This is a genomic window from Actinomadura sp. NPDC047616 (genome assembly GCF_040642915.1).
Lineage (GTDB): Bacteria > Actinomycetota > Actinomycetes > Streptosporangiales > Streptosporangiaceae > Spirillospora > Spirillospora miaoliensis.
In genome coordinates, this window is the sequence record NZ_JBEYTB010000003.1 from 202158 (window position 1) to 223108 (window position 20951).

Consider the following 20951-nt stretch of genomic DNA (forward strand, 5'->3'; position numbering starts at 1 on the left):
CGCCGGGGTCGCGCGAGCCCCCGGGCGGGTCGCCGCCTTCTCTGGCGATCCTCCGCCGCGCGGAAGGTGAAGTCAATTCTCGGGTTCGCTTGCCAATCCCCAAGCTTTACCTTGGACGGCATGACGTTGGACGACCTTCGGGTGTTCGTGGCCGTGTGCGAGGCGCAGAGCCTGAGCGCGGTGGCGCGGGAGATGTCGTGCAGCCAGTCGGCGGTCAGCCAGCACGTCAAGCGGCTGGAGCGGGAGACCGGCCTGGTGCTGCTGGAGCGGCGGCCGCGCGGGGTGGTGCCCACCCGGGCGGGGCAGGTCCTGCGGCGCGCGGCCGCCGAGGGCCTGGCCGGGCTGGACGCGGCGCTGCGGCAACTGGACGACCTGCGGCGCGGCCGGGGCGGCACGGTGCGGATCGCGACCGGCGCGACCACCGTGCGGCACTTCATGGCGGCGGGCGTGGCGGTGTTCCGGGACCGCCACCCCGACGTGACACTGCAGTTCCAGACGGCCAACTCCAGCCGCCGCTGCCTGGAGGCGGTGCACGCCCACGACGCCGACCTGGCGTGGGTGACGATCGGCCCGCCGGTGGACGGGATCGAGCAGCGTCCCTCGTACCGGATGCCGTGGGTGCTGGCGGTGCGCACGGACGCGCCGCTGGCGCGCCGCGAGTCGGTCTCGCTCGCCGACCTGGCCGGGACCCGGCACATCGAGCTGCCCGAGCAGTCGACGTCGCGCGGGCATCTGACGGGGCATCTGGAGCGGCACGGCGTGCGCCTGGACTCCACCACGAGCGTGGCCGACTGGGACACCGCGCTGCTGCTGGCCGAGCTCGGGCTCGGGCACGCCGTCCTGCCCGCGCTGCCCGGCTGGACGCGCAGCCCCCGGGGCGACGTGCGGCTCGTGCCGATCCCGGAGCTGCCGCCGCTGGCGGCGGGCTGGGCGGCGCGCAGCTGGGACGCCCTCAGCCCCCTCGCCGTGGAGTTCGCCGACACCGTCCTCGCCCACCTGCCCAAGGCGCCGTGAACGAGGCGGGCCCGGGGCCTGCCGCGGCACGTCCGTGACACCGTGCCGGGCAGGCCCGCCATGACGGCTCCGTGGCGGCCCGGAGCCGCCACGGAGCCGGGCGGCTCATTCCCAACGTCGGGTACCAGCCGAGGCCGTCGGCACTGGTGGAGTGGTAGATGCCCGGGTCCGTCCCGATGCCCTTCCACACCATGTGCAGCACGCCGTTGGACGCGGTGATGGACGGCTTGTGGCTCGTCCCGACCGCCGGCACGAGATTCTGCGGCCGCCAGTTGGCGCCGTCGGCGCTGCTGGAGTGGTAGATGCCGGGGTCTCCGTCGAGGCCCTTCCACGCCATGTGCAGCAGGTCGCCGTGCTCGGTGACGGACGCGCCGCTGCTGGCGCCGACGAAGGGCAACAGGATCTGCGGCGTCCACTGCTGCCCGTCGCCGGTGGACGACACGTAGAGCCCCGGGTCGCCGCCGATGCCCTTCCAGGCGCGGAAGAGCGCGGGCCTGAGCAGCTGGCTGGTGCCGATGGACGCGCGCGGCCCGTCCAGCGCGGCCTGCATGCGCACCGTCTGCCCCTTGGTGAACATGAACATGCAGGCGTCGTCGGTGTAGTCCATGTAGTTCATGAACATGTCGCCGCTGGGCGCGTTGCCACACGTGATGTGCGGGAACTGCGGGCAGCCGAAGTTGGGCCCGGCCTGGTTGGGGGTGTCGTCGACCTGGTCGGAGCCGGTGCACGCCGTACCGTCGTCGCCCCAGATGTGGAAGAGGTTCAGCCAGTGCCCGACCTCGTGCGTCGCGCTGCGGCCGAGGTGGAACGGCGGGGCGGCCGTCCCGGTCGTACCGAACGCCTTGTCGGTGATGACGACGCCGTCGGTGTCCCTCGGCCCGCCGGGGAACTGTCGGGTGGTTTGCTGCGAGCGCGTTATCCGCGCGGGATGACGAGCAGCCGATCCGGAGACGATTCCAGGATTTCGAGGGTCGTTTCCCTGGGCCGCTCGCCGGGAAAGGACAGGCGCACGCGGTCCGGGGTTTCGGCCCGCCATCGGCCGGTCCTCGTGCGCGGCCGGTCGTCGGGTCCGGAATAGTGTTCGACCGCGGTTCCGTCGTCCCGCAGTTCGAACCCGTGCCGGCCGCGTGAACGCGGGAACGGGAAGTCGGCCGGCCGGTAGACCCGGACGTCGCCGCGATCCTCCTCATGGGAGTGCAGCCAGCGTTTCCCGCTCCATTCGGGCATGTCGCTACCACCCCGCCTTCCGAAGCCCCCGTGCGAGGCGTCACCTGTCGCGCGCGTCCGCGCCCTACAGAACGGCCACGCGAGGCGCGATTCACCTCACGTCGACAACGACGTCAACGTGTGCATTTTTCTCAGAATATGGCGACGAACGACATATCTGTCAACCGCGAAATGCCATTGTCGATTACTTTTCGAAGACCTGAATCTCGATCGGGGCCGCCATTGCCGGGAGCCCGGCGGGGCGTCCCTCCGAACAGACGGGACAGGCGAATCCGCGAGTTTGCCCGGTCCTTGCCCGGCCTCGTCGACGACCGGCCGGAATGAATCGTTCCGGCGCGGTGCGCGAAGACGACCTGCGGGTGTTCAGGGGATGAGCGGCCGGACCTGCTCGGCGGCGAAGCGCACGAATCCCTCGAGATCGGGCTCGTCGGCCGTGGGCTGCAGGACGACCGTGTCGGCGCCCGCGTCCGCCAGCCGCGCCACCGCCTCGGCGACGGCCGCCGCGTCCCCGGCCGCCCCGAACGGCGTCCGCGACGCGTTGCGGTCGAACTCGGCCTGGAGGCGTGCGGCCGCGTCCGGCCCGGTGGCGGCGTGCAGGTAGACGACGATCTCGTGGTCCCCGGTGCGCCCGGCCGCCGTCCGTCCCTCCTCGACCAGCTCGCGCGCCCGGCGCAGCGCGTCCGGCTCGGTGTCGGCGGTGAGCACCGTGCCGTCGGCGCACTCGCCGGTCAGCCGCAGCGTGCGCGGCCCCGTCGCCCCGGCGAGGATCGCCGGCGCGGTGGGCGGCGGCCAGTCGAGCGCGACGTCGTCGAGCCTGACGTACCGGCCGTCCGTGGTGACGCGCTCGCCGCGCAGCAGCGCCCGCATCGCCGTCAGATGCTCGCGCAGCAGCGTCATCGGCGACTCGGCGCGGGCGCCGACCTGCTCCATCCACTCCTGGACGCCGTGCCCGACCGCCAGCGCGACGCGTCCCGGGAACAGCCGGTGCAGCGTGGCGGTCTCCATCGTGGCCAGCGCGACGTTGCGCAACGGCACCGGCAGCAGCCCCACGCCGACGCGCACCCGCCGCGTCCATGCCAACGCGGCGGCGGCCGCCGCGACGCCGCTCTCGAAGAAGCAGTCCTCCCACAGCCACAGCTGTTCGAGCCCCGCCTCGTCGGCGGCCACCGCGACGTCGCGCAACCGCTCCGGCGGCACCTGCGGCCGGAACACCACACCCAGACCAGTCATGTGATCATCGTGCCCGAGTCCGGCTGCCCTCAGCGAGCGGATATCCCCGCCGGATCCGCGACGCAATTCCCATGGCCGTCCCGAGGCAGGCGCGTCGGCCGCCGCGGCGGAGGCGGGCTCATGTGGCACTTGTGACACAGTCCGTTGGTGCTCAGGGAAGAACGCCCTGACCGTGAAAGCGTGTCATACGGCGCGGAGGGCCCCGTTCATCCTTGCGACGACGCCGTGAGGAAGGAGAGGGCCATGCGAGCGAGCGACGTTCCCGCGCCGCGGCTTGAGGCGCTGGTGGTGCCCGGGATCGAGCGGGCGGTCGGGCATGTGCGGCGCTGGCTGAGCGACGTGCTCGGACCCGACCATCCGGGGCTGTACGACTGCTCGGTGTGCGTGTCGGAACTGATGACCAACGCGCTGCGCCACACCGACTCCGGGCTCGGCGGCAGCATCCGGGTCGAGCTGGTCATCGGGCGGGAGCGGGTGCGGGGGGAGGTCACCGACGACGGCGGTGCGGAATCGGTGCCGCGCGTGCTGGACGCGGGTGACGGGGTACGGGGGCGGGGCCTGCGGATCGTGGAGGCGTACTCGCTGGCGTGGGGCGTGCGGCGCCGGGGCCACGGATTCACCGTCTGGTTCGTCCTGGACGCGCGGTGACACCGTGAGGGGGACACAGCGGGCCGGGCCCGACACGGTGACGGGAACGCCCTAAGCGCGTGCTCTGACGCGGTAGTGGTAGCGGGACCGGGGCACGAAGCCCGCGCGCGTGTAGAGGGCCTGGGCGGCCGCGTTGCGTTCGGTCACGCATAGGTAGGCGCGGCGGGCACCCTGGGCGCGTCCGTGGTTGAGCAGGGCGTGCAGCACTTCGCGGGCGAGTCCTTGGCGGCGCGCGTGAGGGGCCGTGGCCATGCAGTAGACGCCGAGCCAGTCGCCTTGGAGGACGGCGCGCCCCACGCTGTCACCGAGCGTGGCGTACGCGGCGGGCACCCCGGTGATGATGCCGGTGGCGGCGGGCAGCGCGTCGGGGTGGCGGCCGTCGACCGACCACCAGGTGTCCAGCCAGGTGCCGGACGGCGCGCCGGCGACCGCGACGTCCCGGGTGACGGGACGGTCGGCGGCCAGGTCGGCCGTCATGACCAGGGTCGGGTCCGCGACGGCGTAGCCGCGACGCTGCAGCATGTCGTCCAGGCCGGAGGGACGCGACCAGGGGCTGACGGAGAACACCGCCGGGAGGTCGCGGTCGAAGTAGAAGCGCTCGGCGGCCTCGACGGCGGCGGGCAGGTCGGGGGGCTCGGCGGCGGGCCAGACGGAGTTGGCGCGTTTGGTGACGCCGTGCGCGTAGCGCAGCCGCCAGCCGTGCGCGTCCTCCACGTGCGCGGCGGGCCACGCCTGGTCGACCAGCCGGTCGAAGACCGTCACCGGCCCCTCCTCATGCGAAGCCCCGGCCGCTCCCGGCCGGGGCTTCGGCGTCGGACGATCGTGGACGTCGCGCCACCTGATATCACAGCTGGGCCTGGAACATCCAGTGCTGCATCTCCAGCTTGCTGGTGGCCTCGATGAGCAGGTCCTGGGTGATCGGGTCGGGCTCGTCGGTGGCCCGCACGCGCTCGCGGAACCGCTCGATCAGCTGGGCCAGCACGTCGGTCATCGCGGCCACCACCTTGTCGTCGGCCACGTAGCCCGGCTCCAGCTGCTGGATCGGGGTGCGGTCGGCAACGGTGCGGGCCCGGCCGTCGGGGTTGATCCCGAGGGCGATGGCGCGCTCGGCCATCTCGTCGGTGTACGTGCGGGCCAGCTCCACGACCTCGTCGAGGTGCTCGTGGACGACCTTGAAGTTGCGGCCCGTCAGGTTCCAGTGGGCCTGCTTGGCGAACAGCGACAGATCGATCATGTCGACGAGGGCGCCCTGCAGCGCCTCCGCCACGACCTTGCGAGCCTCATCACCCAGCGGGCTCTTGACCGTTGCCATGTCGGGCTCCTTCCGCGTCACTTGACCGGTATCGGCGTCAACAGTGGAAGGCTCCCCACAATTGCCATGTTCACCCGTGAGAACGCCCACATCAGGCGGTACCACCCCAGGTCACCTCAAGGCACAAGCCTCACGGCACAGGGGGCATGGGCGTACCAGGCAGGGCACGGGCGTACGCCGCGCGCCGGGCGGCCGGGGCGGGCCGCCGTGTGTCCGTGCTAGGCCGCGACCATGTCGGCGCGGAACTCGCCGGTGATCTCCTCCGGGGTGGCCGGGATGCGTTCGGACGGGATCCGCTCGTCGGAGATGCGCTCGTGCTCGGGCGGTGCGCCCGCCAGCACCGGCTCGTGCTGGAGCTCGGCCAGGGCCAGCTGGTCCGCCACTTCACGAAGCACGTGCGACAGCGGGACCCCCAGGGCCTTGCAGATCGAGGAGAGCAGTTCCGAAGAGGCTTCTTTCTGTCCCCGCTCGACCTCGGAGAGGTAGCCGAGGGAAACCCGTGCCGCCGCGGACACCTCGCGGAGGGTGCGTCCCTGGCGCAGCCGCAGCTGCCGCAGTACGTCACCGAGCAGCTGGCGAAGCAGGACCATCGTCTCGCTCCCTCCCTCAGTGTGGACCATCTGACGGTTCCACCGTACCCGCCTTCGACGCGGGGGTGGCAGACCGTGGATTTCGTGTTCGCTTGGAACGTAACGCTGTAATCAGCCCTAGACTTCCCGATCTTCGCGAGCGTCGCCGCCACGGAGAGCCGCCTCCCATCGCACCGGCAGGCCCAGCAGGACGCGTCGCAGCAGCTCAAGCGCGTGCACGACGGTCATCCGGCGGATCATGCCGCGCGCCTCGGCACCGGTGCCGGGCACAGGAAGTCGCGGCTCGATCACCACGGGCGGTCCTTCGGCGCCGGCAACGCCGACGAAGACGGTGCCGACGGGACGCCCGTCCTGCGGGTCGGGACCCGCGACGCCGGTGACCGCCACGCCGTAGGTCGCGCCGAGGCGTTCCCGCACGCCCGAGGCCATGGCCGCGGCCACGTCCGGATGCACCGCGCCGTGCCGGGCCAGCAGATCGGCCGGGACGCCGAGCATCGTCTGCTTCAACAACGTGGAGTACGTGACCATTCCCCCGGCGTACGTCGCCGACGAGCCCGGCATCTCAGTGAGCTCGGCGCCGATCAGCCCACCGGTCAGGGACTCGGCGGTCGCGACCGTCGCCGACCGCTCGGCGAGCAGCCGGTGCACGACCCGGTCCAGGGTCTCGTCGTCCACGCCGTAGACCGCGTCCGGGCCGAGCAGTTCGCGGACGCGCCGCTCGACGTCGTCGAGCCGGTCCGGCGCGGCGGTGACGCGGACCCGCACCTCGGCGGGCGCGGGCAGGTACGCCACCGCGACGCCGTCGAGGGCCTCCACCGGGGCCAGCGCGGCGGCGAGCTCGGACTCCCAGATGCCGGCGGTGCGCAGGACGCGGCGGGCCTGCGGGAGGCCGTGGCCCCGGGACCGTGCGACGCCCGTCAGCTCCGGCAGCACGACCTCCTCCATGATCGTGCGCATCTCGGACGGGACGCCCGGCAGCGCGTACACCGTCCCGCCCGGCAGCCGCACCCGCAGGCCCGGGGCACTGCCCGCCGAGTTGGCCAGCAGCCCGGCGCCCTCGGGGACGTCCGCCATGCGCAGCGCCATCGGCCGCAGCTCGCGCCCGGCCGCGGCGACGCGCTCGCGCAGCCGCCGCTCCAGCACCGGGTCGCGGACGAGCGCCACGCCCGCCGCCTTGGCCAGCGCGTCCCGGGTGACATCGTCGTTGGTCGGGCCGAGGCCGCCGGTGGTGATGACCGCGTCCGCCCGGCCGAGCGCCTCGGTGACCGCCTCGACGATCTCGTCGAGCTCGTCGCCGACGACCACGCTGCGCGTCACCTCGAGGCCGTGGTCGGTCAGCCGCCGCCCCAGCCACGCCGCGTTGCCGTTGACCGTGTCGCCGAGCAGCAGCTCGTCCCCGACGGTGAGCAACTCGACCCGCATCGCGTCCCCTCTCCCCAGCAGTGAGCACCGAATCTACTCGCGCCGCGACGGCCTACCGGGGATCGGGGCGGCGGGACAGCGGCGGGACGACACGCCGCGGGCGCCGCCGCCGAGGGGGCGATCCTGATCGTCAGCACATCCCGGGCGCGCGGCCGCACTGAATCCTTTCAATCGTGCGGGACGGCCGAACCGCCCGACGGGTTGACCGTGGAACGTGTCCGGAACAGGCCGATCGGAAGCATTGTCGGATCCTGACCAGGACGGTTAGGACTGACCACAATATTGGTCATCCGTCTCCCCGAGAACTCATGACACATCCCGCGAAAACGCTCCCCGCCCCGGCCGCCGACATCGACCGCCACTGGATCGGCTCGCTGGCCCGGGTCGACCGCCTCACCTCCCGCCAGCTGGAGGTCTTCCTGCTGCTCGGCAGGGGGATGTCCAACCGCCAGATCGCGGTGGCGCTGGAGGTGAGCGAGCACACCGTCAAGGCCCACATCGCCAAGGTCCTGAGAACCCTCGGCCTGGAGTCGCGCCTGCAGGCCGGGCTGGCCGCCCTGCTCCACCAGCAGCGCGACTCGCCCGGGTGAACACACGCCGGACAGGCCCGCCCGGACCATGCTCCACCCACTGAAATCGCCCTGGTCAGCGCGCTTGTCAGAATAGGGGCCATCGAGAGCATTCGACGGCTTCATCCAAAAGGATAATTGCGGCGCCACGCCTGATGACCGAGGCTGGAGACGTCCGTCCAGCACCAAGGGCGTCCGGAGCGCCCTCCACAGTTCTCCCCGGCGGGTCCAGGGCGACGGCCCGCCGGGGACTCCCCGCTCGCCCCGGGAGACCCGGGAGACCCCGGGAGACGCCCGCGCCGGGCACCTGCGCGCCTAGTGGACCAGGCGGCGCAGGGTGGTGCCCAGGCGATGGGCGTAGACGCGTTGGAAGAGCGGGGCCAGGGGGCCTGCCGCGCGCATCTGCCAGCCGGCGGGGCGGCTGAACGAGGTCACCTGGAGCCACACGTCGTCCATGTCGTCCAGCTCCACCACGAACGACTCCTCCCCCGTGGCGGGATGCCCCGGCAGGGTGCCGTAGCCGAAGCCCGCACGGCGTTCACCGTCCTCGGCCCACACGACCCGGCACGGCGCCGACAGGCTCAGCGGGCCGACGCCCATGCGCGACTCGACGTGCACGCCGGGCGCGGCCCGCGGCGCCGACGCGTCGATGCGCACGCCCGCCGCGCGGTGCATCCAGAACTCCAGGACGGCGTCGGCCGCCTCCCGCATCGCGCGCGGCCCCGAGCCGACCAGGGCGCGGTGGCGCAGGTGCCGGTAGCCGCCGGGCAGGGCGCCGCGTTCGGTGGCGCCGACCTCGGCGTACGTCAGCCCCGTCACGGCACCTTCCCCGACGGCGCCGGACGCGCGGCGCGGCGCAGCCGCCACGCCTGGACGACGTAGTCCACGCCGGTCACCACCGTCACCGCCACGGCCGCGCCCATGGCCGCCCAGCGCACCGGATCGAACGGGCCGGGCAGGATGTACAGGCCGATCGCGATGACCTGCAGCAGCGTCTTCAGCTTGCCGCCCTTGCTGGCGGGGATCACGCCGTAGCGGATCACCACCAGGCGCAGGACGGTGATGCCGATCTCCCGGGTGAGGATCATTCCGGTGACCCACCACCACAGCTCGCCGTGCACCGACAGGCCGATCAGCGCCGCCCCGGTCAGCGCCTTGTCGGCGATCGGGTCGGCGATCTTGCCGAAGTCGGTGACGAGGCCGCGGCTGCGGGCCAGATCGCCGTCGATCTTGTCGGTGACGGAGGCCACCGCGAACGTCGCGAACGCCGCCAGCCGCCAGGCCGTGCCGTCCTGGAACAGCAGCCACACGAACACCGGCACCATGAGGATGCGCAGCATCGTCAGGCCGTTGGCGATGTTGTAGACGCTGGCCTGCGGAGTGGACGAACCGGAGGCGCCGGGCGGCCCCGCCGAGCCCGCCACCGGGTCGGGCGCTCCGGCGATCATGACATGTCCGCCACGAGGTCGACGCCGTCGCTGCCGGTCACGGTGGCCGTGACGATGTCGCCGAGGGCCGCCCCGGTGGCGCCGCGCACGACCACCGTGCCGTCCACCTCGGGCGCCTGGTGGGCGGCGCGTCCCTCGAACGCGCCGTCCGGCGTCTTGTCCTCCAGCAGCACCTCGACCCGCGTCCCGACGCGCTCCTCGGCGCGCTGCGCGGTCAACTCCTCGGCCAACGCCGACACCTCCTCCACCCGGGCGGCGACCTCCTCGGGCGGCAGCTTGCCGTCCAGGGTCGCGGCCTCGGTCCCGTCCTCGTCGGAGTACCCGAAGACGCCCGCCGCATCCAGCCGGGCGGCGGACAGGAACGCGACCAGCTCATCGAGGTCGTCGTCGGTCTCGCCGGGGAACCCGACGATGAAGTTGGACCGCACGCCCGCCTCCGGCGCCAGCGCGCGGACGCGGTCGAGCAGCTCCAGGAAGCGCTCCCGGTCGCCGAACCGGCGCATCCGGCGCAGCACCGGCCCCGAGGCGTGCTGGAACGACAGGTCGAAGTACGGCGCGACGCCCGGGGTCTGGCAGATCGTCTCGATGAGGCCGGGACGCAGCTCGGCGGGCTGCAGGTAGCTGACGCGCACCCGCTCGACGCCGTCCACCGCCGCCAGCTCGGGCAGCAGCTTCTCCAGGGCGCGCAGGTCGCCCAGGTCCTTGCCGTAGGAGGTGGAGTTCTCGCTGACCAGCACCAGCTCGCGCACGTCGTGCCCGGCCAGCCAGCGCGCCTCCGCCAGCACCTCGGCCGGGGGACGCGACACGTACGCGCCGCGGAAGGCGGGGATCGCGCAGAACGAGCAGCGGCGGTCGCAGCCGGACGCCAGTTTCAGCGGCGCGACCGGCCCGCCGCCCAGCCGGCGCCGCAGCACCCGCGGCCCGGACGCCGGGGCGACGCCGTCGGGCAGGTCCGCGGGCGCGCCGTGCCCGGGGACCGCGACGGCCGAGGCGGACGCCGACCGCTCCACGGGCGAGATCGGCAGCAGCGTGCGGCGGTCGCGGGGGGTGTGCGGGGTGAGCCGGCGTCCGGCGAGCACGTCGTCCAGCCGCTCGCCGATCGCGGAGTAGTCGTCGAAGCCGAGCACCGCGTCGGCCTCGGGGAGCGCCTCGGCCAGCTCCCTGCCGTACCGCTCGGCCATGCAGCCCGCCGCCACGACCTTGGCGCCCGAGTCGTGCGCGGCCAGCAGCGTGTCGATGGAGTCCTTCTTGGCCGCCTCGATGAAACCGCAGGTGTTGACCACGACCACGTCGGCGTCGTCGGCGTTGTCGGTCAGGCCCCACCCCGACTCCTCCAGGCGGGCGGCGAGCTCTTCGGAGTCCACCTCGTTGCGCGCGCATCCGAGTGTGACGAGGGAGACCGTGCGGCGTATGGACATGTCCTAACGGTAACGGGCCGCGGGCCCCGCGCAGACCGCTCGGGGGCACCCCGCCCGAACCGGCGGATCAGGCGGCGTCGGGGTCGTTGGGCGTGAAGCTCAGCCGGACCACCCCGCCGTTCTGGTCGGGGGTGCCCAGGTTCTTGCCGTTGACGGTCAGCCGCACCCCGGAGCTGTTGCCGATGATGACGCTGATCTTCTTCTTGGCCGTCCACTCGCGCGACTGCCCGGGACGCAGCGTGCCGCTGAACAGCTCACGGCCTTTGTCGCCCTGCACGCTCAGCCACGTGTTGCGCCGCGCCTGCACCGCGAGCTGGACGTTCTTGCGCGGCGCCACGGCCACCGGCTCCTCGGCCCGCTGCGTGCGCGTGGGGGACGGGGAGGCCGCGGGCAGCTCGGGTGACCCGGCAACCTGCCGGGCGGTGCGGTGCGCGGAGTCGCCGCTGAACACCTGGAACACCCCGTAGATGACCACGAGGGCCAGGGCGAGGGCCATCGCCGCGCTCCAGTTCGGCGCGCGGCGCTCGCGGAACGGCACCGGGTTCTCCGGCTCGAACGCGGTGACCGCGGAGATCGGCGCGGGGGCGCCGCCGTGCATGGCGTCGAACTCCTGCACCAGCGGCTCCGGATCGATGCCGATCACGCGGCCGATGCTGCGGATGTGCCCGCGGGCGTAGAAGTTGCCGCCGCAGGCGCTGAAGTCGTCGCGTTCGATGCCGCGGATGACGGTCTCGCGGATCCGGGTTCTCAGGCTCACCTGCGTGACGGTGAGACCGGCCTGCTGACGCTCCCTCGCCAAGGTCTCACCAATGCTCACGCCGGGCCTCCCTGAGAGCGCGCCATGGACCGTCCCCACACTCCTGTGACACCAGTCTAGAAATCGCAATGCCCGCTGGGCGACAGGCAACACGTTCGAAACTGGGCAAGATTTCGCATCAATCCGCCATGCCGACGAGGGAAACGACACCGAAGGCGTCGTCCCTCCGCCGCACCCGCCGACCAAAGATCATTTTCGGTATGACGAGGGATTTATGGCGGATTGTCCGCGAACGCGGGCGACGGACGGAGCAGCCGCGCCGCCCGCGGTGGGGCGATCGTATGCGATCATCACGGTCCGGCGGCGGGTGTTCTCCCATGATTCTCCGCGCGGTTCACGATTCGCCGCGCAGTTTGGCCAGCACCTCCGCCAGCTCGTCCGGTTTGGTGAGCACGTCGCGCGCCTTGGAGCCCTCGCTCGGGCCGACGATGCCGCGGCTCTCCATCAGGTCCATCAGCCGGCCCGCCTTGGCGAACCCCACGCGCAGCTTGCGCTGCAGCATCGACGTCGACCCGAACTGCGTGCTGACCACCAGCTCGATGGCCTGCAGCAGCAGGTCCATGTCGTCGCCGATCTCCTCGTCGATCTGCTTCTTCGGGCCCGCCGCCTCGGTGACGTCCTCCCGGTAGGCGGGCTCCATCTGCTTCTTGCAGTGGTCGACGACGGCGTGGATCTCCTTCTCGGAGACGAACGCGTTCTGGATGCGCATCGGCTTGCTGGCGCCCATCGGCAGGAACAGCGCGTCGCCCTGCCCGACCAGCTTCTCCGCGCCCGGCTGGTCGAGGATGACGCGGCTGTCGGCCAGCGAGGAGGTGGCGAACGCCAGCCGGGACGGCACGTTCGCCTTGATCAGCCCGGTCACCACGTCCACGCTGGGCCGCTGGGTGGCCAGCACCAGATGGATCCCGGCGGCACGGGCCAGCTGGGTGATGCGCACCACCGAGTCCTCGACGTCGCGCGGCGCCACCATCATCAGGTCGGCCAGCTCGTCCACGATCACCAGCATGTACGGGTACGGCTGGTAGACGCGCTCGCTGCCGGGCGGCGCGGTGAGCCGTCCCGCCCGCACCGCCTTGTTGAAGTCGTCGATGTGCCGGAACCCGGACGCGGCCAGGTCGTCGTAGCGGCGGTCCATCTCCCCGACCACCCACTCCAGCGCCTCGGCGGCCTTCTTCGGGTTGGTGATGATCGGGGTGATCAGGTGCGGGATGCCCTGGTACATGGTCAGCTCGACCCGCTTGGGGTCGACCAGGATCATCCGCACCTCGTCCGGGGTGGCCCGCATCAGCACCGAGGTGATCAGCCCGTTGATGCAGGTCGACTTGCCGGCCCCGGTGGCGCCCGCGATGAGGATGTGCGGCATCTTCGCCAGGTTCGCCACCACCGTGCGGCCCTCGACGTCCTTGCCCAGCCCCACGACCATCGGGTGCTGCTCGTTGGTCGCGGCGGGCGAGCGCAGCACGTCGCCCAGGCTGACGATGTCCTTGTCGACGTTGGGGATCTCCACGCCGATCGCGGACTTGCCGGGGATAGGGGAGATGATCCGCACGTCCGCGCTCTTGACCGCGTAGGCGATGTTCTTGGTCAGCGCGGTGACCTTCTCGACCTTCACCGCCGGGCCCAGCTCGATCTCGTACCGCGTGATCGTCGGCCCCCGGGTGAACCCGGTGACCTGCGCGTCGATGTCGAACTGCTCCAGCACCCCGGTGAGCGCCTGCACCACCGTGTCGTTGGCCTTGGTGCGCGGCTTGGCCGCCGTGCCGGGACGCAGCACCGCCGGGGAGGGCAGCTCGTAGATCTCCCCCGACGACGACAGCGGCAGCTGCTCGGCACGGCGCGGCGCCGGGGTCGGGTCCGGCACCTCGGCGGCGGCGTGCGGCTCGGACACCGCCTCGGTCACCGGCTCGGGCTCCGGCGGCGGGTCGGGGAGGGCCGCGGGAGGCGCGGGCGAGCCGAACGGATCGGGGCCGAACAGGTCGTCGGCCAGATCCGGTTGCGGCGCGGTCTTCTTCGGCTTCTCCTCCAGGACGGGGGTGTCGTACGGCTTGGAGTGCTCGCCGACCTCCAGCTCGTCGTCGTCCTGCTGCGTCTTCTTGCGGCGGCGTTTGGGCTTGGGCGCCTCGTCGCCCTCGTCCGCGGCGGCGGGGCGCCGTCCGGGACGCTCCGGGCGTCCCTGCAGCGTCGCCACCGACCACAGGTCGTGCAGCCGCTCGGGCACCCGGTTGATCGGCGTGGCCGTGACCACCAGCAGCCCGAACGCCGACAGCAGGATCAGCAGCGGCACCGTCACCCATCCGCTGAGCGCGGCCTCCAGCGGCGCGGCGGCCAGCCAGCCGACGACGCCGCCCGCCGCCCGCACGCCCTCCATGTCCTTGGCCGGGGACGGGCCGCCCGCGGCGATGTGCAGGATGCCCAGCACGCCGACGCCCAGCGCCGTCATGCCGATGACGATGCGCGGGTTCTCCTCGTTGTGCTCGGGATGGCGCAGCACCCGCCAGGCCAGCACGGCCAGCAGCACCGGCAGGCCCATGCAGACCACGCCGAGGCCGCCGCGCACCACCTGCTCCAGCGCCTCGGTGAGCACGCCGTCGGGCCGCCACCACGTCACCGAGGCCAGCACGATCGCGCCGCCCAGCAGCGCCAGGCCCAGGCCGTCGCGCTGGTGCTCGGCGTCCAGGTCACGGGCGCCGCGCCCGTACGCGCGGAACACCGACCCGACCGTCACCGCCAGCAGGTGGTAGAGCTTGAACAGCAGCGTGAACAGACCGACGAACAGCTGCGAGAACGGACCGGGCTGCTGCGGGGGGCGTTTGGCCGACCCGCGGCCGCCACCGCCCCGGGCACCGCCGCTCGGACGCTTTCGCGGAGCCGGCGAGCCGGAGGGCTTGCGCGCCGCGGCCGACCGGGTGCGCGACGACCCCGAGGCCGCTCTGCCACGCCCAGCAGCCCCCTTCGCTCCCCCGGACGCACGTGTGGCCATGATGCTGAGACTAGCCAAGCACCTCACGGGTTCCGCGAGCACCGAAGGCGGCGTGTTGCACACCCGTCCCTCACGACCTCCCCCGCCCGGACGTCGCGCCGGGCGGGGCTTCGAGGGGCGGGCGAGGCCCTGCCCCGGGCGCTCAGAGCTCGACGACCACCGGGACGATCATCGGGCGGCGCCGGTAGCTGTCGCTGACCCACTTGCCGACCGTGCGCCGGATCAGCTGGCTGAGCTGGTGCGAGTCGTTGATCCCGTCGGCGGCCGCGTCCCGCAGCAGCGCCTCGATCCGGTCCAGCACCTCGTCGAAGTCCTCGTTGACGATGCCCGCGCCGCGCGCGTGGATCTCCGGACCGGCCAGCAGCTTGCCCGAGGTGGAGTCGACCGCCACCACGATGGAGACGAACCCCTCCTCGCCGAGGATCCGCCGGTCCTTCAGCGACGTCTCGGTGATCTCGCCGACCGACAGCCCGTCGACGTACACGTACCCGGCGGGCACCGCGCCGACGATCCGGGCCCGGCCGTCCACCAGGTCGACCACCACGCCGTCCTCGGCGATGACGATGTTGTCGTCCGGCACGCCGGTCAGCGAGGCGAGCTTGGCGTGCGCGCGCAGGTGCCGCCACTCGCCGTGAATCGGCAGGAAGTTGCCGGGCTTGGTGACGTTCAGGACGTACAGCAGCTCACCGGCCGAGGAGTGCCCCGACACGTGCACCAGCGCGTTGCCCTTGTGCACCACGCGGGCGCCCCACCGGGTCAGGCCGTTGATGACCCGGTTGACCGACTCCTCGTTGCCGGGGATCAGCGAGGACGCCAGCACCACCGTGTCGCGCTCGGTGACGCGGATCTGGTGGTCGCGGTTGGCCATCCGCGACAGCGCCGACATCGGCTCGCCCTGCGAACCGGTGCACACCAGCACCAGCCGGTCCGGCGGAACGTTGTCGATCTCCTTCTGCTCCACCATGATCGCTTCGGGCACGTTGAGGTAGCCCAGCTCGCGGGCCACGCCCATGTTGCGCACCATCGAGCGGCCGATGAAGCACACCTTGCGGCCGTTGGCGACCGCCGCGTCCAGCACCTGCTGCACGCGGTGCACGTGCGAGGCGAAGCACGCCACGATGATCCGCTCCTGCGCGGTGCGGAACACCTCGTCGATCACCGGGCCGATGTTGCGCTCGCTGGTGACGAACCCGGGCACCTCGGCGTTCGTCGAGTCCGACATCAGCAGGTCGACGCCCTCGGCGCCCAGCCGCGCGAACCCCGGCAGGTCGGTCAGCCGCCCGTCCAGGGGCAGCTGGTCCATCTTGAAGTCGCCGGTGTGCAGCACCAGGCCGGCGGGGGTGCGCACCGCCACGGCGAGCGCGTCCGGGATGGAGTGGTTGACGGCCAGGAACTCGCACTCGAACGGCCCGAACGTCCGCCGCTCGCCCTCGCCGACCTCGATCAGCACCGGCTTGATGCGGTGCTCGGCGAGCTTGGCGGCCAGCAGCGCCAGCGTCAGCCGCGACCCCACGACCGGGATGTCGGGCCGCTCGCGCAGCAGGTACGGGACGGCGCCGATGTGGTCCTCGTGACCGTGGGTGAGGATGAGCGCGTCCACCGCGTCCAGGCGGCCGCGGATGTACTCGAAATCGGGCAGGATCAGGTCGACGCCCGGTTGCTCGGTCTCGGGGAACAGCACCCCGCAGTCGACCACCAGCAACCGCCCGTCGAACTCGAAGACGGTCATGTTGCGGCCGATCTCGCCCAGCCCGCCGAGCGCGACGACGCGCAGCCCGCCCTCCGCCAACGGCGGCGGAGAAGAAAGATCCGGGTGCGGATGACTCACGCATTGACCTCCGGAACACTTGCCTCCGGCACTTTTACTCCCCCAATCATCAGGTCTTCCCGCAGACGCGCCGCGAACTCGGGCGAGGCGTCCACCAGCGGCGCGCGGACGGTGCCGCCGGGCAGCCCCAGCAGGTTCAGCGCGGCCTTGACGGCGATGGCGCCCTGCGTACGGGTCATGATCGCGGTGACGACGGGCAGCAGCCGGCGGTGGATCGCCAGGGCCCGCTCCCGGTCGCCGGCGCGGTACGCCTCGATCATCTCATGCAGATCCGCGCCCACCACGTGGCCGATCACGCTGACGAACCCGGCGGCCCCCACCGCCAGCCACGGCAGGTTGAGGGCGTCGTCGCCGGAGTAGAACACCAGCGGGCTGGCGGCCATCACCTGCGACCCGGCGAACAGGTCGCCCTTGGCGTCCTTGACCGCCAGGATGCGCGGGTGCTCGGCCAGGCGCAGCAGGGTGTCGGTCTGGATCGGCACCCCGGTGCGGCCCGGGATGTCGTACAGCATCACCGGCAGCCCGGTGGCGTCGGCCACCTCGGTGAAGTGCCGCAGCAGGCCCTCCTGCGGCGGCTTGTTGTAGTACGGCGTGACCACCAGCAGTCCGTGCGCTCCGGCGGCCTCGGCCTGGCGGGCCAGCTCGGCGCTGTGCGCGGTGTCGTTGGTCCCGGCACCGGCGACGACCATCGCGCGGTCGCCGACCGCGTCCGCGACGATGCGTACCAGCTGCTGTTTCTCGGCGTCGCCGGTGGTGGGCGACTCGCCGGTCGTCCCGTTGACGACCAGGCCGTCACAGCGCTGCTCGTCGACCAGATGGGCCGCCAGCCGGGCGGCTCCGTCGTAGTCGACACGGCCGTCGGGCAGGAAGGGGGTGACCATCGCGGTCAGCATCCGCCCGAACGGAGCGTCACTCGTTGTGCTGGGTGCCATGCAACGAACGGTACCGCTACGGCGGGGCCCCGTGGACCCGCAGGTCCCTCCACCCCGAGGGGGTGTCCGACCAGGTCCGCCCGGGCGCGGCGACGCCGGCGCGCGACGGGGGGCCGCGACGTGGAAGAAGCCGTCGCCACACGCTCGGGGGTACGCGTGGCGACGGCTTCTCTGACGCACATGGTTGCACGCGAATTACGCGTTCCGGGTCCAGTCCGGCCACTATCCGGACTCGATCGGATAACGCGGGGAGGCGGCGCCGGAGGCCGGGGGCCGCGGCCGGGCGATCACCATGCGGGAAATCATGGCCATTTGCAGGGTTTGCCGACTTTCATCCGGTTTCCTGGTCGGGCACGCCGCTGAGCTGCTGCAACCGGGAGCGCAACTCCTCCACGTCCGGGGTCCGGACGAGCTCGTTGCCCCGGACCGCCCACCAGTGCCCGGACCCGCCCCTGCCGATCCGCCACCCGGCGAACTCGGCCGACAGCTCGCCGATGCGGTCGGCGTCGCGCCACGCGGTCTGCTGAAGTCTCATCGGCCTCGTTCCCCCACTTCCTTTTTGTCCGGCTTGCACTCCGCACGATGCTTACCCGACGCCCCCGGCTCCGCAACAACCGGGTTGAACAGGCAGAACGCGCGTTTGGGAACGTGACAAGGGCCCTTTCCTAGCCGCTAAGGTTCCCTGACGTTTCGGGCAGCCAACTCGCCCGGTAAAGGCCCCATTCACGCGCGTCGGTCGTCCACTCGGCGTAAACGCCCACGCCGTAGGGCCGCGCCGGCGGACGTTCCAGCTCGTCCAGGCCGCGCCGCACTCCCCGCAGCGCGACCGACAGGTCCTCGGCCCAGTCCATGAGCGGCCGGTACGTCGGGACGCCCATGAACACCGTCGTACGGTCGCCGATCAGCTCCAGGGTGCGCCGGGTGTGGTGGGCGAAATGCCATCCCGCCAGCGACTTCGTCGGCAGCGACACGTCGTAGGTCATGATCGCCACCTGGTCGGCCCGGTCGGCGACCGCCCGCAGGTACTCGGCGGTCGGGCGCGGCGGGTAGTGCACGGTGCCGTGACGCGGGATGAACGTCTTGTAGACGGGCTGGGCCGCGTCCACCAGCGTGGGCTGCTCCAGCGCCACCGACAGCACCCGGCCGCGGCCCCTGGTCAACTCCCGGGTGCGCTCCAGCAGGTCCAGGAACGCGCTGTCGTCGGGGTAGATGGGCTCGAAGTCGTAGTGGATGCCGTCGAAGCCCAGGTCCAGGAAGATCCGGTCGGTGTCCAGCACCCGTGCGCGCACGGCCGGGTCGTCCAGGTCGGTGACGCCGTGCCCGTCCACCTTGCGGATCTGCCCCAGGTACGCCTGGGCGCGCACGCCCGGCGCGTACCGCCGCATCGCCTTGATGAGCTCCCCCGCGTTGCGGTACTTGGCGGACGGCACCGTGCCGTCGGCCTCGAACGGCCCGGCGTGGAAGAACACGTCGGTGATGTGGTTCTCCCGCAGCAGCCGCGCCAGGTCGCGGTACTCCTGTTCGGTGTGCGGCTCCCCCACCCACTGGTGCCGCGCCCACAACCCGTTGACCAGCGTGCCCCGCGCTTTGGGCTCAGGCTGCCACCACGTCCACGCCCCTGCGACCACCAGGGCCACCAAGCCCAGCACGTAGGCACAGCCCCACAACGCCACCTTCACAACCCGCCGCACCGCCCACCCCTCACCAAGAGACAACCTCAGAACAAAAGCCCCACCCCATCACAAACACGCGACCGCCCGCCGACCCGACGGCGGCAGGCGCTGCGTACCCGAGGCTCGAGCGCAGCCGGGCGGTCGCACGATCACGCAGAGCTGCGGCCGCCACGCACGGCCGGGTCCCGCTCAGCGGCGAGTCCGCGCGCCGCAGGTCCGCTTCGGGGGGCGAGCCGGTGTACTGCTTGGTCACCATCGGGTTCCCCAGTCACTGAAAAGTGCGTTCTTCCACGTCAGCGGTCACTCTCTTACAGTTCCCCCGTAACCACGAGAGAGCGAGGGCCCCGCGGCTCTCTGACGAGGAGGCGACATGGCCATCACCCTGGTGGACCCCGAAGGACTGCCGAAGATCGACGTCTACCGGCAGGTGTCGATCGCCACCGGGTCGAAGCTGGTGTTCATCGCCGGGCAGGTCGCCTGGGACGCCGGCGGCGTCACCGTCGGCGAGGGCGACCTCGCCGCTCAGGTCGAGCGGTGCTACCTCAACGTCGGTGCCGCCCTGGCCGGGGCCGGTGCCTCCTTCGATGACGTGGCCAAACTGACCGCCTACGTCGTCGACTGGACCCCCGACAAGATGCCCCTGTTCCTGGAGGGGATCGCTCGGGCGGCCGCGAAGCTCGGGGGCACTCCGGTGCCGCCGGCCACGCTGGTGGGCGTCGCGGCGCTGGACGTCCCCGAGCATCTGGTGGAGGTGGAGGCCACCGCGGTCATCGACTGAACGGCCATTGACTGAACAGAGACCGCTCAGAACACGGGGATGATGTCCTCGGGGTCGATGACGTCGACGTCGATGCCGTCGATGTCCAGTTCGGGGATGGCGGGGAACTCGATGCCCCAGCGTTCGACGATGGCGCGGACGCGGGCCATCGCGAGCCTCCAGTTCTCCGCCTGCTCCTCGTGGGACAGGATGCCGAGGCCGGCGTCGCGGGCGTGGTCCATCAGCACGCGGTGGTTGGCCAGGAAGTACGGCGGCAGGTCCCAGAAGCCTTCCGGGGGCTCCCAGAGGATCATGGAGAGGAAGACGAAGCCGGCGCGCAGCTGCCTGGTGATCTGGCCCTTGACGTCCTCGCTCAGGCCGGGCCACTCCTTCTCCAGGATCGTCATGCAGATCTGCAGGTGACGGGACTCGTCGCGGCCGATGCGGTGGAACATCTCCCGGAAGACGGGGTGCCGGGTGCCCGACGACATGCCGCGGAACAGCGTCGAGGCGGCCATCTCGCCCATCATGAAGCTGGTGAACAGGACGGCGAGCGGGTACTTGCGCACGGCGCCGTTGTAGCCCTGCCAGTACCTGCCGCCGTTGTAGTACAGCCAGCCGATGTTGTTGTGCGCGGCCCTCTCCAGGTCGGTGCGCGGCGTCCAGTCGAGGGGCCCGCCCGGCCACATCCGGGCGATGGCGCGCTGGCAGCACTCCTCGTGGTTCATCTCGTCACGGGTGATCGAGAAGAAGCACTTGCGGACCGGGTCCTCCTCGTGCTGCTCGAACGCCTGGATGGTGGCGCGGGCGAACACCGCGGGGCCGGAGGCGTCGAAGTTGGCCAGCACCGCGAACCAGTACATGATCCCGAGCCGCTGCCGCGCGGTGAAGTCGTCCGCGCGCAGGTCGTCCCACGGCAGCTCGGCCGGGTTCCAGACGGTGCGCTTGGACTTCTCGTAGATCGCGGCCAGCTTGGCGGTCTCGACCCGCCACTGCATCGGGTAGATGTTCGGCTGCGGGATGCGCGGCGCCGGCCAGAACCCGTCGTCGGGGACGGTGAGGCCGTCCGGCGGTTTCGCGGACATG

Annotated in this window: 20 protein-coding genes; 4 read left to right on the forward strand and 16 right to left on the reverse strand. The window is 71.9% G+C overall.

Annotated elements, in window-relative coordinates; all coding sequences use genetic code 11:
* Positions 1–120 precede the first annotated feature (120 nt).
* Positions 121–1014 carry a LysR family transcriptional regulator gene (locus ABZ801_RS08525; RefSeq protein WP_360694583.1) on the forward strand — a complete coding sequence of 298 codons (894 nt, stop codon included), beginning with the start codon at positions 121–123 and terminating at the stop codon, positions 1012–1014.
* On the opposite strand, the gene ABZ801_RS08530 is transcribed toward ABZ801_RS08525, so the two are convergent.
* Both ABZ801_RS08530 and ABZ801_RS08535 read right to left on the reverse strand, forming a co-directional pair.
* On the reverse strand, positions 953–2050 hold the full coding sequence (locus ABZ801_RS08530; protein ID WP_360694586.1) for a M43 family zinc metalloprotease: 1098 nt from the start codon (positions 2048–2050) through the stop codon (positions 953–955). The genes ABZ801_RS08525 and ABZ801_RS08530 overlap by 62 nt on opposite strands.
* Before the next feature lie 554 nt (positions 2051–2604).
* Positions 2605–3471 (reverse strand): LLM class flavin-dependent oxidoreductase, encoded by an 867-nt coding sequence (locus ABZ801_RS08535; protein ID WP_360694589.1) that lies wholly within the window; start codon positions 3469–3471, stop codon positions 2605–2607.
* Positions 3472–3714: 243 nt separating this feature from the next.
* Between ABZ801_RS08535 and ABZ801_RS08540 the strand changes: the two genes are divergently transcribed.
* Entirely contained in the window at positions 3715–4119 is a 405-nt protein-coding gene (locus ABZ801_RS08540) for an ATP-binding protein (RefSeq protein ID WP_344942699.1), read from the forward strand.
* Between the two features lie 51 nt (positions 4120–4170).
* Here ABZ801_RS08540 and ABZ801_RS08545 read toward each other — a convergent pair whose 3' ends face one another.
* The 4 genes from ABZ801_RS08545 to ABZ801_RS08560 all read right to left on the reverse strand — a co-directional run bounded on the left by ABZ801_RS08545 (position 4171) and on the right by ABZ801_RS08560 (position 7443).
* Positions 4171–4881, reverse strand: coding sequence for a GNAT family N-acetyltransferase (locus ABZ801_RS08545; protein ID WP_360694593.1), 711 nt, complete (start codon positions 4879–4881; stop codon positions 4171–4173).
* A gap of 82 nt (positions 4882–4963) precedes the next feature.
* The gene (locus tag ABZ801_RS08550) at positions 4964–5431 is read right to left on the reverse strand and encodes a DNA starvation/stationary phase protection protein (protein ID WP_360694596.1); all 468 of its coding nucleotides are present in this window, start codon (positions 5429–5431) and stop codon (positions 4964–4966) included.
* A 218-nt stretch (positions 5432–5649) separates the two neighbouring features.
* Positions 5650–6021: a helix-turn-helix transcriptional regulator gene (locus tag ABZ801_RS08555; protein WP_285493106.1), complete on the reverse strand. Its 372-nt coding sequence runs from the start codon at positions 6019–6021 to the stop codon at positions 5650–5652.
* 117 nt (positions 6022–6138) lie between these two features.
* The gene (locus tag ABZ801_RS08560; RefSeq protein WP_360694600.1) at positions 6139–7443 is read right to left on the reverse strand and encodes a CinA family nicotinamide mononucleotide deamidase-related protein; all 1305 of its coding nucleotides are present in this window, start codon (positions 7441–7443) and stop codon (positions 6139–6141) included.
* Positions 7444–7751: 308 nt separating this feature from the next.
* Between ABZ801_RS08560 and ABZ801_RS08565 the strand changes: the two genes are divergently transcribed.
* The gene (locus tag ABZ801_RS08565; RefSeq protein ID WP_360694603.1) at positions 7752–8033 is read left to right on the forward strand and encodes a helix-turn-helix transcriptional regulator; all 282 of its coding nucleotides are present in this window, start codon (positions 7752–7754) and stop codon (positions 8031–8033) included.
* A gap of 294 nt (positions 8034–8327) precedes the next feature.
* On the opposite strand, the gene ABZ801_RS08570 is transcribed toward ABZ801_RS08565, so the two are convergent.
* The 9 genes from ABZ801_RS08570 to ABZ801_RS08610 all read right to left on the reverse strand — a co-directional run bounded on the left by ABZ801_RS08570 (position 8328) and on the right by ABZ801_RS08610 (position 19126).
* Complete coding sequence (locus ABZ801_RS08570) at positions 8328–8831, reverse strand: DUF1990 domain-containing protein (protein WP_344942680.1); 504 nt, start codon at positions 8829–8831, stop codon at positions 8328–8330.
* A complete protein-coding gene (gene pgsA, locus ABZ801_RS08575; protein WP_344942678.1) occupies positions 8828–9460 on the reverse strand; it encodes a CDP-diacylglycerol--glycerol-3-phosphate 3-phosphatidyltransferase in 633 nt (210 codons plus the stop codon). The genes ABZ801_RS08570 and pgsA overlap by 4 nt, the downstream gene beginning before the upstream one ends.
* Positions 9457–10878, reverse strand: coding sequence for a 30S ribosomal protein S12 methylthiotransferase RimO (rimO, locus tag ABZ801_RS08580; RefSeq protein WP_360694608.1), 1422 nt, complete (start codon positions 10876–10878; stop codon positions 9457–9459). Before rimO ends, pgsA begins: the two co-directional genes overlap by 4 nt.
* 67 nt (positions 10879–10945) lie before the next feature.
* The gene (locus ABZ801_RS08585; protein WP_344942672.1) at positions 10946–11695 is read right to left on the reverse strand and encodes a RodZ domain-containing protein; all 750 of its coding nucleotides are present in this window, start codon (positions 11693–11695) and stop codon (positions 10946–10948) included.
* A gap of 334 nt (positions 11696–12029) precedes the next feature.
* Positions 12030–14675, reverse strand: coding sequence for a DNA translocase FtsK (locus ABZ801_RS08590; protein WP_360694612.1), 2646 nt, complete (start codon positions 14673–14675; stop codon positions 12030–12032).
* 142 nt (positions 14676–14817) lie between these two features.
* Positions 14818–16503 (reverse strand): ribonuclease J, encoded by a 1686-nt coding sequence (locus ABZ801_RS08595; RefSeq protein ID WP_360694615.1) that lies wholly within the window; start codon positions 16501–16503, stop codon positions 14818–14820.
* The gene (gene dapA, locus ABZ801_RS08600; RefSeq protein ID WP_344942663.1) at positions 16500–17435 is read right to left on the reverse strand and encodes a 4-hydroxy-tetrahydrodipicolinate synthase; all 936 of its coding nucleotides are present in this window, start codon (positions 17433–17435) and stop codon (positions 16500–16502) included. The genes ABZ801_RS08595 and dapA overlap by 4 nt, the downstream gene beginning before the upstream one ends.
* Positions 17436–17766: 331 nt before the next feature.
* A complete protein-coding gene (locus ABZ801_RS08605) occupies positions 17767–17970 on the reverse strand; it encodes a hypothetical protein (protein WP_344942659.1) in 204 nt (67 codons plus the stop codon).
* Positions 17971–18100: 130 nt separating this feature from the next.
* Complete coding sequence (locus ABZ801_RS08610) at positions 18101–19126, reverse strand: hypothetical protein (protein ID WP_360694620.1); 1026 nt, start codon at positions 19124–19126, stop codon at positions 18101–18103.
* A gap of 352 nt (positions 19127–19478) precedes the next feature.
* Between ABZ801_RS08610 and ABZ801_RS08615 the strand changes: the two genes are divergently transcribed.
* On the forward strand, positions 19479–19886 hold the full coding sequence (locus ABZ801_RS08615) for a RidA family protein (RefSeq protein ID WP_344942654.1): 408 nt from the start codon (positions 19479–19481) through the stop codon (positions 19884–19886).
* Between the two features lie 26 nt (positions 19887–19912).
* On the opposite strand, the gene ABZ801_RS08620 is transcribed toward ABZ801_RS08615, so the two are convergent.
* Positions 19913–20950, reverse strand: coding sequence for a hypothetical protein (locus tag ABZ801_RS08620; protein WP_344942651.1), 1038 nt, complete (start codon positions 20948–20950; stop codon positions 19913–19915).
* Between the last annotated feature and the right edge of the window lies 1 nt (position 20951).